Source organism: Glaciecola nitratireducens FR1064 (assembly GCF_000226565.1).
In the GTDB taxonomy this organism is placed as follows: domain Bacteria; phylum Pseudomonadota; class Gammaproteobacteria; order Enterobacterales; family Alteromonadaceae; genus Glaciecola; species Glaciecola nitratireducens.
In genome coordinates this window covers 40,591-54,545 of the sequence record NC_016041.1, presented here as the reverse complement: position 1 = coordinate 54,545, position 13,955 = coordinate 40,591, and the positions used below count along the sequence as shown (strand labels likewise).

The window sequence follows — 13,955 nt, the reverse complement described above, 5'->3', positions numbered from 1 at the left end:
ATTGGCTGATATTTTATGCAGGTTTTTAGTGAGACCTAACTTTAGTGAATGTAAATATTGAGTATCCACACATCAATAACGCCATGTTGCCGCGTTGTTATATCACAAGTTAAAACAAATTTGCTGTTCAAGGGAGGTTTTGAAATATTGTGTAACATTTCCATGCTGTAAACAGACTCACAGCTGTCCCTTGTGACTATAAAAGCATCAACAAATTTGGTTTTTTCTGCAAAGACTGTTATAAAAACTAAGAGTAAGAGTAAAACTAAAGAATGGATGTTCTTGTGTTTTTAATTACCTAATTAACGCCCTTTTGAATAGTGTAGATAAAAACAAAACACAGCAAACGATGCTCAACAGAGGCCCAATATGCCGAAGCAAGCTCAATATGATTTACCCGAAATACTGACGTATGCCGTTGATATTTTCACAGAGCAAGGGTATGCAAAAGCGTCGATGGAAGAAATAATTGCGCGAACACAGTTTAATAGGCGTGCGTTTTATATAGAGTTCAAAAGCAAACAAAGCTTTTTACATGCAGTACTTAAGCACTATATTGAGCACCAACTGTCGGCTTGTCAGGACAGTTTAATTGCTCGGACAGACTCTGGCACTCAAGCTATTTATGATTATTTCAACGCATATCACGAACTTATATCTCAGCAGGGGTGCCTGCTAGTAAACTGTATTAGCGAGCTCGGTAGAAATGATCCAGAAGTACAGTCTATTGCACGCCATTATTATGATGCACTGCAGCTGTGTTTCATTGGCTGTTTAGAAAGAGCACAAAAACATCAGCAAATTCGATCTAAAATTAACGTTGAATCAGTCGCACTGCAGCTCACTTGTTTCACACAAGGATTTGCAATATCAAGCATTCTTCAAGGCGGTGAAGACGATGTGATTATCGCTATGCGCGAACTAATGTCGAGTGTAGAAATATGAAACAGATTGGGTGTTACGCAATGATTTACCCAGTGTTATTTCTAGTAATTGTTGCATTATCTGGTTGTCAGAGTGCCAATACAGATACAATGAACAATAGTGTTAAAAGTAAAGAAAGCCCGAAAAAAGGACATTACACTAGCGATGGCTTTAAAAATTTGTATGTTGAAGATAACGATAAAAATTTTTTCGACTTCTTAGAGATGCGATTTTTAAGTGACGAAAAATGGGCGGATCATGCATCTTTAGCAGACCAAGTTCCAATTCAAGCTGTCGATGTAGAGAGACTCCACGCAAAAAGTAATATGCCGCCTGAAAGTGATCAGCCTTTAGTCACTTGGTTAGGTCACTCTATGTTTTTAGTGCAACATAATAAACTCACTTTATTGACCGATCCTATATTCAGTGACCGTGCTTCACCGCTGTCATTCGCTGGCCCAAAACGCTATGTAAAACATGCGATGGATTATGCTGAACTTCCAGACATAGATATTGTGGTTATTAGTCACAATCACTACGACCACTTAGATAACGAGACGATTGAGCAGCTAGCCGCGCGTTCCGCCTCGCAAGAATCACCTATTCGATTCTATGTTCCTTTAGGCTTAAAAGCGCACTTAAGCAATGAAGGCGTTAACCCAAACGAAGTAACAGAGATGGATTGGTGGAGTAAAGCGCTTGTTAAAAACGCATTTTCGACGGCTGAAATTCAGGCTCTTCCCAGCCAGCATTGGTCAGCGCGGGGGCTATCTGACAGGTTACAAACATTATGGGCAAGTTGGTCAATTAACTTTGGTGACTTTACTGTTTGGTTTGCAGGCGACACTGGCTACAACGATATTCAGTTTAAGCAAATTGGTGATACTTTAGGCAAAGTAGACTTAGCGCTAATTCCGATTGGTGGCTATGCACCAAGATGGTTTATGCAGAAGTACCACATAAATCCTAATGAAGCAGTAAAGATTCATGAAGACGTTAATGCTATGAAGTCGATTGGAATGCACTGGGGAACTTTTCCTTTAACGGCAGAAGAACCAGGTGAACCCGTCAAGGTATTAGCCCAAGAAAAATTAGCGAAAGGGATGAGCGAGGGCAGTTTCATTTCACTGTCTATTGGTGAAAGTATCGTCATCGAGCAGTGACATAGGTACTTGCTGAGTATGGATTAACGACACGGGTTGTGCACTAAAGCATCAATTTGAGAGAGTCTTTTAGGCTTAAAAATAACTAAAAAACAAGAGTGTTTTATGAAAAAGCGATTTTATTCGATTGCATTGGCGGTATCTGTAGCATTGGCTGTTGGCGCTTGTGGTTCAACAACGCCGCCAACAGTAGAGCAAGCATCAACTAAAACTGAAATGCTACAAAACCAAGCTTCGGCTCAATTAATCAAGCTGCTGGACGATATTTGGCAATACGAATTATCAACCTCACCCGGTATGGCAAAGTCGAGAGGACAAAAACCCAAAAGAGCACTTAGTGACATCAGTATAGCAGCGCTAAATAGCGAAGCCATGCAGTACCAAACTTTCTTAACAGCCTTAGAGGAAGTAGATACCGCACAGTTAACTGATTCTGAAAATATCACCTTGCTCATGCAAAAATATCGTATTCAAAATTACGTCGATATGCACAAATTTAAAGAGTATCGAGTACCAATTACATCAGAATATGGTTTTCATAGTGGCTTAGGCCGTCAAGCTAGCAATACCAGTATTAAAAATGCGGAACAACTTAAAGATTACATGATGCTGCTAAGCGAAATGCCCGATCATTTTTCGCAACAAATAGCTTACATGCAAGAAGGTATGCAAGTAGGCCAGGTTCAACCCAAAGTTGTACTTAGAGGATATGAAGAGTCGGTGCTCGCCTTTATTGCGCAAACACCTGACGAAAGTCCGTTTTATCAGGCTTTTGAAAAGATGCCTGAGGAGTTAAAAACAGCTCAAAACATGCAGGCTGCAGAGGCCGCAATTGCTAAAGTTAGTGAGAGCTATCAGCAATTTTACGACTTTCTAACAAATGACTATATTCCAATGGCTAAGCAGGATATTTCGGTAAAAACGTGGCCAGCGGGTGAAGCTTTTTATCAAAACCGAATTAAGTATTACACCACTACCGATATGACCGCTGAGGAAATCCATCAGCTTGGTTTGTCGGAGGTGGCACGGATCCGTGCAGAAATGCAGACCATTGTTGATGAATTAGAGTTTGACGGCAATATTAATCAGTTCATTGAGTTTTTACGCACTGACCCGCGCTTTTATGCACAAACACCTGAAGATTTACTCATAACGGCGTCGTACATCGCTAAGAAAATGGACGCGCAATTGCCCAAGCTATTTAAAAAACTACCACGGACGCCATATGGTGTAGCACCTGTGCCTGAAAGCATCGCGCCTAAGTACACGACTGGACGATACGTATCACCAAGCAGTGACGACCAACCAGGTTACTATTGGGTAAACACCTATGCGCTCGACAAACGTCCGCTATATGCGCTGCCCGCTTTAACCCTGCATGAAGCAGTTCCTGGTCATCATTTACAAATATCCTTAGCTGCAGAAATGACCGAATTGCCGGAAGTTAGGCGCTCAACCTATATTTCAGCCTTTGGAGAAGGCTGGGGTTTATATTCAGAATACTTAGGGTTAGAGGTAGGTATTTATACTGATCCGTATGATAATTTTGGTCGCTTAAGCTATGAAATGTGGCGCGCCTGTCGCCTAGTCGTAGACACAGGTATGCATATGTTTGGCTGGAGTCGCGATAAAGCCCTGAATTATATGCTAGAAAACACCGCGCTTTCCGAGCACAACGTGCGTACAGAAATTGACCGATATATTTCGTGGCCGGCACAAGCCCTGTCATACAAAATTGGCGAAATCAAAATTAAACAACTGCGTGCAGAGGCGGAAGAGCGTTTAGGTGACAAGTTTGATGTACGTGAATTTCATGACGCAGTATTAGCGCATGGCTCAGTTCCTTTGTTTGTGCTTGAGCAAAATATTCAACGTTTTATCGAGCAAAAAAGCACACCCGTTAAAGGTAACTAAAATCATACCTAAGATGGGGTAAACCAACTTTCATCGTAGGTAAAATGGTCGCAAAGCCTCTGCTAGTCAGGTAAGCTATGCGCCAAATTTAATCATGTCGATGGGTGATATTTAAGGTATTGAGCTAAGTAAGGTTGAACTTTGTTTAACCCAGTTCATTGTTTTACACCCTCTTCAGTATTCCTAACAAGGATGTAATATGAAAAAAATTATAATTTCAGTAGCTGCAATTGCTGTTGTTGGGCTCGTTGCTCCAAAGTTTACTGGCGCTGGCATCAATGAAGGCTTAGACAACTTCATTGCTAACGTAAATACAGCTCCTGGCTACACAGCGACTATTGAGAGTCGTGAAACAAGCTGGTTCTCAAGTGCTGCCGTTGTTAAGGTTGGAATAGACCCCGCTATGTTTGCTGACTTAGATTTAGCCCCTTCTGACATGCAAAATTTCGAAGAGTTGTCGGCAAATATCAATGTAACAGCGCAACATGGGCCGTTTCTTACACTTAACGGTTTAGGCCTAGGTTTATCTGCTTGGAAAGCTGAAGTTGACGAGTCTGTATTGCGTGAATACCTAAGCTATGCTGATGATGAACGGTTTTATAGCGTAGCAGGTCAAGTTAGTTTATTTGGTGGTCTTAGCTTTGAAGATACAATGCCAAAATTCACGGTCATTGCGCAGGATGGCGGCGACGAAGCGATTACTGTTAGCGGTTGGAACGGTAAAGGTACAGCATCTTCTAGCGGTGCAACTTATGCTGGTGCTACCGATTTAGTCACCGTGAGTGCTGATGGCGTTACTTTTGAAATGAAATCGATGAGTCTCAAATCATCAATCGAAGGCGATTGGACCGCAGCAATGAAAGGTGATTTCTACAACTCCACTAGTCAATTTGGGATTACTTCAATTAGTCTTGATATGCCAATGCTAGATACAAAAGCAAGCCTCGACAAACTGATTGTTGATGTAAAAACAGAGAAAAGTGAAGACGGTAAGTTAATGGATATGGATATAAACTATGCCGTTGAATCTATTGAAGCACCTACGTTTTCTGGTCGTGATTTGATCGTTAAATCTGAAATCAACAATTTAGAAAGGGCTTTTTTCAAAGCATATCAAGAGGCATCAGCTAATCCTGCACAAATGGAACAGGCAATGGCTGACATAATTGAAACTAAGTTGTTACCTCAATTACAGGCTTCGCCGGAATTTAACCTTACAGAAATGTCGGGTAAAGTTGCGGACGGTAACTTTTCAGGCAAAATAATGACAAAAGTCACCGGTGTTAACAGTTTGCCAGAGCCACTCGAAGATCCTGCTTTTTGGGCTTCAAAGACCGTTGTGGATTCAAAGTTAACACTGGATAAAGCAATGGCACTTTGGGTTGGCGAACAGGTTGTGATTAGCCAAATTCAAGCAGATCCAAACGCTGCTGGCATGACGAATGAAGAAATTAAAGCCATCGCTGCCGAGCAAGTCGAAGGTATGATTGGTATGTTTGCACAACAAGGCATGATCACAGTGAATGCTGATGGCGAATATGAAATGACCTTCACTATGCAAGACGGCCAAGCAATGCTGAATGGTAAGCCTATGCCACTTCCTTTCTAAGAGAAGAGAAAAGAAGCAAGAAACCAAAGGGCAAAAAAATAAAGGGGGCAGTGTTAATTAATTTTCCAAGCAAATTAATTAACACTGCCCCCTTTATTTTTTTGCCCTTTTTTCATTTTTTAAATCACTATAAAAATCATATCGTTAAATTTCAGACTCGGGCATCACGCGCTGCTAGCAAAACATTTTGTTGATCATCAAACATAAATATTTATACTGTATGCATATACAGATAAGCTAATTATGATTAGGTTGACTATGAAATCTCTTCTACATGATTTACAGAAAAAACAACTTGTGTGGACTGCAGCGGATCTCGACCAACATAAGGAACGTGTTGCTACAGGTTATAAACAGCTTGATGAAGCCCTTAATGGTGGCTTTCCACAGTCCGGTCTCATACACATCACTTCAACAATGGGGTGTGGTGAACTGCGTTTGGTTATCCCTGCAATAGTTAGCAGGCAGCACGAAAATCGTTTATATGCTTTTATTGCACCACCACACTTACTCAATGCTGAATTTTTAATAGCAGAAGGTATTCAACTTGAGCAGGTACTACTTATTCAAGCTGAGACACCTGAACAAGCACTTTGGAGCGCCGAACAATGTGCAAAAAGTGGCGCTTGCAGTGCCGTTTTTATTTGGCAGCCCGCGCTTCAACAAATACAGGCTAAAAAATTAGAACTGGCGGCTTTAAAAGGCGATTGCTTGAGTTTTTTCTTCGCTGATGCAAAACAACAAGCTGACAATCTACCCGTCAGCCTATCGCTGTCCATCCAGCGCCAAAGTAGTAAAGTAACGATTTGTGTCAATAAGCAAAAAGTAGGTTGGCCGATACCTGCTTTCAGCGTCAAAGTACCTTTTAAAGCCAAACTTGGTTCACCTATGCGCTATCGCTCAAAACCGAAGCTTTCTCACAATGTCGTTGCCTTTAACGCTAACAATTAAGTAAACAGAACAACGATGCAATTTGATACCTCTTCATTGTGGATATATTTATATCTGCCTAATTTACAGCTCAATATTCAGCAAGCGCATGCCGAACAGCTCAGCGCTGCCAATAAGCAAGCTAAAACTCAAGAGACAGCAGCTCAAATTGTTTATCATCCAAAATTGAACCAAGTATTACAATTAAATGCGCAAGCTCAAAAACTAGGTATAAAGAAAGGAATGGGGTTAGCTAGCGCCAGTATTATATGCAGCCACTTAGTGGTGAGTGAGTATAAAGAAACAATAGCAGTACAAGCGCTACAGGAGCTCGCTAATCAACTTTACCTCGTTACCTCTGACATTGTTATTGATGAGCCCTCTGGTTTGTTTTTACGCGCGCAAAATATGCTGCGCTTATACGGAAATTTAACGCAGTACTGGCAAGTTATTCAGGAGGTTATCAATAAACAAGGTTACGATGTTTATTACGCTAGCGCTTATTCAGTGAATGTCGCCAAGCTCATTGCTAAGCATGAACAACGCTATATGGGTGATGACAAAAAACAAATTCAGCAGCAGTTGCAGCAGTGCTCGTTGTTACTTACCGATATTGATAAAAAGGATATCGAAAAACTACAGCGTATTGGCATTAAAAATATTGCCGACCTATTCGACCAACCTCTGTCAGCGTTCGCCAGTAGAGTGTCTAAATTTAGTTTACAAATTATGTCAGAGCTGCGTGGCGAATCGGCGGCAAAATTACGTTTCTATCAGCCGCCACAGCGCTACGAACACTACCTTGAGCTGCTATATGATGTTGAGCTTACAGCTAGGCTATTGCCTGTTATTCGAAAATGTCTAGATGCATTAGAGGCTTATCTATTGGTGCGTAATGGTCTAGCGCTAAGTATTCATATCACATTATTTCAACGCGAACATGAACCCATTACTCAAGTGATCAATAGTGCTTTGCCTATTTATAAAAGCGCACATTGGTTGGATATTATTGCGCTGCGCTTTGAGCATCTAGCGTTAAGCTCAGGGGTTTATGGAATTACTATTCGATGCGAAAAAATAGAGCAAGCCGACGGTTGTGAAAGTGATTTTTTTAGTGAAAAGTCGACGCACGTTGCCGCTATGACACTGCTATCACGTTTAAAAGCCAAACTAGGTGAACAACAAGTGAAGCTGATGCAATATCACGATGATTATCGTCCTGAATGTTGTACTCAGTTGTCAGCTAAAGCTGTTGATAATGAGGCTCATAAAGCTATCCATACAACCCGCAATAGCGCTACAAAACCGCATTTTTTGGATCGTCCCGGCTTTTTACTCAGAGCCCCTATCCCACTTAATGCAAAGGTCAGCATTATTGATGGCCCTGAACGTATCGCTTCAGGTTGGTGGGACAATCATGAAGTTCAGCGTGATTATTTTCTAGCCGAAAGTCACCAAGGCCAGCAAATGTGGATATTTAGAACTTTAGATGAAAACTGGTTTGTACATGGCTACTTTATCTAAATCGAATCGGCACGTTGGCTTTGCTGAACTAGTTTGCCAAACCAATTTTTCATTTTTACATGGGGCGTCACACCCTCAGGAAATGGTGCGCCAAGCTTATTTTTTGCAGTACAAAGCAATCGCTATTACCGATGAATGTTCGATGGCGGGTATTGTGCGGGCCTATGCTGAAATATCTCAGCATCACTTGCCAATTAAAATGATCGTTGGCAGTAAATTTATTTTCAACGACAATACTATTGTACTGCTGTGCCCTAACAAAGCAGCTTATAGTGAGTGTTGCCGGATCATCACTAATGCACGACGACGCGCAAATAAAGGCGAATACGAACTGAGCGAATGGGATTTGAAATCCATTAAACATTGCTTATGTATTTGGCTTCCCAGTGGCGATGAAACCAGAGATCACGATTGGGCACGCTGGCTAACTAAACATTATGTAGGGCGGGTATGGCTTGGCATTAAACGCTGGTTAACCGCTAATGAGTATCAATACATTAGCCATTGCGAAACACTCGCCGAGCAATTTCACTTTGAGATTATCGCCACCTCTTGCGCACTCATGCACGATCCAAATCGGCAAGCTTTACAACACTGTCAACACGCTATTCGCGAGGGTAAATTAATTAAAGAGTTAGGTCGTGACGCGCTCTCTAATCAAGAAGCTTGCCTGCGTCCTCTGAATAAACTGGCTAATTTATATCCTCAAGAATGGCTCGAAAATTCGGTATCGGTTGCCAAGCTATGCACTTTCGATTTATCTGAACTGTCCTATCAATACCCTGCAGAGATACTGCCAGCCAAATATACACCATCGGAGTATTTACGCGTATTAGTTGAACAAGGTATTCAAAAACGCTTTTTAAACGGCGTTAGTGAAAGCATTCGCGCTACCATAGAAAAAGAACTAAAACTCATTCACGAACAAGCCTATGAGTATTTTTTCTTAACCATCTATGATGTGGTTCAATTTGCTAAGGCAAAAAATATTCTTTATCAAGGACGGGGGTCGGCAGCTAATTCTATTGTGTGTTATTGCTTAGAAATTACGGCTGTAGATCCGCGCCAAATTAGCGTGCTGTTCGAGCGCTTTATTTCTAAAGAGCGAAATGAGCCGCCCGATATTGATGTCGATTTTGAACACGAGCGGCGTGAAGAAATCATTCAATATATCTATTCGAAATACGGTCGCGAGCGCACGGCCATTGCAGCAACCGTTGTATGCTATCGCTTTAAAAGTGCGTTGCGTGAAGTAGGTAAGGTCATAGGCGTGAATGCTACCGACCTTGATTATTTCATCAAGAACGTTAATCGTCGTGATCGGGATCTAAGCTGGCAGTCTCAATTGACCGAACTGGGTATCGACCCTGATTCACAAAACGGCAAACACTTTATTCACCTAGTAGAACAGCTCATCGGTTTTCCAAGGCATTTGTCGCAGCACGTCGGTGGCTTTGTCATTTCAGCAGGACCGCTTTATGAAATGGTGCCGATTGAAAACGCATCGATGCAGGATCGTACCGTCATTCAATGGGACAAAGATGATTTAGAAACCCTCAAATTATTAAAAGTAGATGTGCTAGCTTTAGGTATGCTAACCGCTATCCGCAAAAGCTTTGATTTAATAAAGCAGCATTATCAGCACGACTACACTATTCCCTTTATTACCGCCCTGCCTGATGACCCTCAGGTGTTTAAACAAATTCAGAAGGCAGATACCGTCGGTGTTTTTCAAATTGAATCGCGCGCACAAATGAGTATGTTGCCGCGCTTAAAACCCAAAAAATATTATGATTTAGTAGTACAAATAGCCATTGTTCGCCCTGGCCCTATTCAAGGCGACATGGTGCATCCTTATTTGTTACGTCGAGATGGAAAAGAACAAGTTGAATATCCCTCGCCGGAAGTCCAAAGCGTGCTCGAACGCACAATGGGCGTACCTATTTTTCAAGAGCAAGTTATTCAGTTAGCCATGGTTGCTGCCGGATTTACTGGCGGTGAAGCCGATGGGCTAAGAAGAGCTATGGCCAGTTGGAAAAAGAATGGCGACCTATATAAATTTAAACAGAAGCTAACCGACGGCATGACTCAAAGAGGATATAGTCACGACTATGCTATGCGCCTTTTTGAGCAAATTTGTGGTTTTGGCGAATATGGATTTCCAGAGTCACACTCAGCCTCATTTGCTGTACTTGCTTACGTATCAGCTTGGTTAAAGCATTATTATCCCGAAGCCTTTTATGTTGGCTTACTTAATAGTTTGCCTATGGGGTTTTACTCGCCTTCGCAAATTATTCAGGATGCCAAGCAGCATCAGGTGAAAATACTTGGGTTTTGCGTGAATAAGTCAGGCTATGACCACAGCTTACAGCGTTTAATAGCAAACGCAGCTGTTAACGATGAACCTGTAAGTACGAGCAAATTATCTATTCGAATGGGCTTGCGCTTAATTAAAGGACTAAAATCAGACTCAGTGAATACGGTCATCAAGTATCGACCTGTAGGAGGTTATAAAAGCATTGATCAAATACGTCAATTAGGATTGCCATCGTCCTGTTTGCAAGCTTTAGCGAGTGCGAATGCTTTTTCGAGTATGGCGGATAATCGCTATCAAGCACGTTGGGAGTTAATGGACTCCGTAATGGAATTACCGTTATTTTCCCAACATACTTCTGCTAACGATAATTACGCGAAACAACCTTCGTTATTTGACAATTTAGTTGAGGACTACGCCAGCACGGGCCTTTCCATCGATTTACATCCTATTGCTTTGCTCAGTCAAGCAAACTTGCTTCCCAAATTTTACTTAGCAAATACACTGAGAGATGTACCGCATCAAACTTTAGTAAGCGTGATTGGTGTAGTTACCGGCAAGCAGAGTCCAGGTACAGCCGCAGGAGTTACTTTTATTACCTTAGAAGACCATACCGGAAATATTAATGTTGTCGTCTGGCAGTCATCTGCGAGAGAACAAAAGAAGGTTTATATGAACGCTAAAATACTGCAAATAAAAGGTATTTTGGAAAGAGGTGACGGTGATGTTGTGCATATTATTGCAGGCAGGCTTATTGACCAAACTCATCTGCTTTCAAAATTAGATACTAAATCTAGGGAGTTTCGGTAACCACCTGATTAATTTGGCGCGTTGTAAGAGTAAGTCCGTCTACTTTCAACAGATTACTTTGCGATAAAGACGACTCGACCAACAGCATTTTTTGCATATCTGGATGAATATCAAATTGCGCTAGTACCGCCTGCAAACCTAAGTTACGACTTTCACGCTTACCTGTTTCCAGCGCAACCTGATGTAGGAGATAAATACCGTCACTACTACTGACAAAATACAAAGCATTATTTATAAGTTTGAAGCCGCTGCTATTCACCGAATCAAGCTGGGCAAATGAGATATTTTCAGCAAGCATATCTGGCGAAAAGAACGGTAAGTTAGAAATGCGCCCAAGTTGTGTAGACTCTGTGCTAACTTGCTTGTGCAGGTAAGCATTAAACTGCTCATCAACCAGCAGCCACTGTGTATCATTTAGTGGCTTAATAAATAACAAATCTTTTGCCAATAATGTTGCACTGTTAGAAACGAAATCATGAGCATATATCACTGAACTACCGTTTTCGATTTGTTGGTATGACAACACATCGTCGGTTAGCCACACTGGATTCGTCTTAATGCTTGTCCCAGAACTCAAGAATGAAAGCGTTCGCATGCTTAAGTTGAGTACAAATATTCTGCCATCAAGTTCGCCAGCAAACTGCTTTTCATTGGGACTTAGCACAAAAGATTTAATGTCACTGGTTTTTGGAAGCTCATAAATAGTTTCAAGCCCATTACCGTCGATGTATTTTTTTATCGCCAATTCATTTTCCGATAATGATAAAAAGTAGATACCATTTCCTTCATCAAAATAAGTCGGGAAACGATCACTTGACGTTAACGAAAACTGATTTGCACTAATGTACGCTGACTCATTAAAGATAAATGGGCGCTCTACAATGTTCGTTAACTCTGCTTCTTTTTCTTTGACCACAAAACAATATTCATCGCATTGGCTGACCACTTCACTTGCGTTAAAAGGAAGACCAGACCATCGGTATAAACGTTGTTTTGCGATATTGAGATTTAGCAGTTCACCTGATTGCGTAGAAAAGGTAATTGATGTGCTATCGGGGGCCCAAACTATGCTATTGGATTGCACCGGCACGCGCTTTACGAATTTAACTTCTTTAGACTCTACTGCTTGAATATGAATATCAGCATGATTATCGTTTCGAATTAATACCGCTAAAAATTTACCATCAATTGACTCTTTAGCATCAACAACACTAGCGCCTAAGGGAACCGGCAACAAAAGCACCCGCGATTGTTTTGACTCGATGTTGTAGTGTATTAGCCCAAAATTTGCTGATTGAATCGGGCCATTTAAGGTTTGGTCTCCTGAACTGTCTAATTCTGTATTTACGTTATCGTCCAACACTGCTTTGCTTTCTGAACTTACAATTGGTGACATCGAAACATTGGCCGAAATTGAAGATGTGCTATCCGGCTTTGTTTCGCCAAAAAGATATAAATTTTTGTCATCATGAGAATATGAAATGGCATTAATTCGCTGCAGCATTAGAGCGTTGTCTAACTCAATTGGTTCGGCCTTTGTCACGTTAAAGTTACTATCAAAGCTGAACAGTAAAAGAGATTCCTCATCTTCCACTCTTTTCTTAACAATCGCTTGGCTCGCGTCAGAGGAAAATATACCGTCTATATAATCAGCGTTATCCCAAGTTATTCGTTTTGAAACAGAAGAATTCAATTCTTTGACGTATAAATGAAGAAACTTGTCGTTTATTCCACGGTGGGAAAATAAAAGGTGATTATTTTTTGATAAGTAAGGACTTACTTCGGTCCCTTTCATTTGAGTGATCTTAGAAATGAAGACTTCTCTTTTTGGCTTTTCTACATAACTTTGGAATGTCCCGAATTGGGCTTGAACCAACAATGTAATCAAAATGATTGCAGCTACAGATGTACCATAAATGGCATATTTTGAACGCCACCAGTCAGGTTGATGGAATTCAATCTGGACCGGCATAATAAACAAGTATCCCTTCAACGGAACGGTCTTTAGAAACTTAGGCGCACGTGCATTATCACCTAATGCGATCCTTAACTTTTTGACGAGTGCACGGATAGCGTCATCACTCGCTTTCTTGTCTCCCCAAACGGTCCCAACGATTTCCTCTCTGCTGACAATGTGCTCTTTATGCCGAATAAGCAAAAGAAGAAAGGTAAAAACTTGTGGCTCTAGTTTTACTGTCTCTCCGTCTTTTAAAACTTCCCCTGAAGGCGTTCGGATAATGAAGTGGTCGAAAAATATCTCACTCTCACCAAAATATTGTAGTAAAGAATCTTGCACCTGACTTCCTATATGACTTTTTGTGAACAGCGACTCATCGCTTGTTTAATATGGGGTAAGAAAACGACGTGAGATAATGACCTTTGTAGTCAACGCGATTATATCACCGATGTGACTGTGCACAAAATGTAATCAATCGAGCTATTTACGCAACAAAATTCAAAGTGTTTGGCTTTTGTAAAACATTTTTCGAATTGTCTTTTTTCCAAGTTATGTTCTGATTATTAGATGAAATAAGCAGTAAATTGTAAACCCAGCATTTGCGGTAGTTTTAGTATTATAGAAATTGCCTATTGTGGTTTTTGCGTTCTGTTCTCAGATTTAGAAACCTTTGAACTGTCACTATTAATGGCAATTTTAGAACAGTATGCGGTGTTTTTTTAACTCAAATTGTTCTGTTTTGGTTTATTGAATAGGCGCCTTTGACATGGATTCTCTTCATCTAACAAAAGGTTTTTTTATCTACTTGAG

General features: G+C 41.0%; 8 protein-coding genes. 7 read left to right on the top strand and 1 reads right to left on the bottom strand.

Features of this window, described 5'->3' with window-relative positions:
* Positions 1-369: 369 nt before the first annotated feature.
* From GNIT_RS00215 to GNIT_RS00185, 7 genes are all read left to right on the top strand, one after another.
* Positions 370-945, top strand: coding sequence for a TetR/AcrR family transcriptional regulator (locus GNIT_RS00215; RefSeq protein WP_014107078.1), 576 nt, complete (start codon positions 370-372; stop codon positions 943-945).
* A 20-nt stretch (positions 946-965) separates the two neighbouring features.
* Positions 966-2,087, top strand: a complete 1,122-nt coding sequence (locus tag GNIT_RS00210; RefSeq protein ID WP_014107077.1) for an MBL fold metallo-hydrolase — start codon at positions 966-968, stop codon at positions 2,085-2,087.
* 105 nt (positions 2,088-2,192) lie between these two features.
* Positions 2,193-4,001, top strand: coding sequence for a DUF885 domain-containing protein (locus GNIT_RS00205; protein ID WP_014107076.1), 1,809 nt, complete (start codon positions 2,193-2,195; stop codon positions 3,999-4,001).
* Positions 4,002-4,200: 199 nt separating this feature from the next.
* Positions 4,201-5,610 (top strand): YdgA family protein, encoded by a 1,410-nt coding sequence (locus GNIT_RS00200; protein WP_014107075.1) that lies wholly within the window; start codon positions 4,201-4,203, stop codon positions 5,608-5,610.
* 258 nt (positions 5,611-5,868) lie between these two features.
* A complete protein-coding gene (gene imuA, locus GNIT_RS00195) occupies positions 5,869-6,561 on the top strand; it encodes a translesion DNA synthesis-associated protein ImuA (protein ID WP_014107074.1) in 693 nt (230 codons plus the stop codon).
* Positions 6,562-6,576: 15 nt separating this feature from the next.
* Positions 6,577-8,064 carry a Y-family DNA polymerase gene (locus tag GNIT_RS00190; RefSeq protein ID WP_014107073.1) on the top strand — a complete coding sequence of 496 codons (1,488 nt, stop codon included), beginning with the start codon at positions 6,577-6,579 and terminating at the stop codon, positions 8,062-8,064.
* Entirely contained in the window at positions 8,030-11,188 is a 3,159-nt protein-coding gene (locus GNIT_RS00185) for an error-prone DNA polymerase (RefSeq protein ID WP_014107072.1), read from the top strand. Before GNIT_RS00190 ends, GNIT_RS00185 begins: the two co-directional genes overlap by 35 nt.
* On the opposite strand, the gene GNIT_RS00180 is transcribed toward GNIT_RS00185, so the two are convergent.
* Positions 11,172-13,484 carry a winged helix-turn-helix domain-containing protein gene (locus GNIT_RS00180; RefSeq protein WP_014107071.1) on the bottom strand — a complete coding sequence of 771 codons (2,313 nt, stop codon included), beginning with the start codon at positions 13,482-13,484 and terminating at the stop codon, positions 11,172-11,174. The genes GNIT_RS00185 and GNIT_RS00180 overlap by 17 nt on opposite strands.
* Positions 13,485-13,955 lie beyond the last annotated feature (471 nt).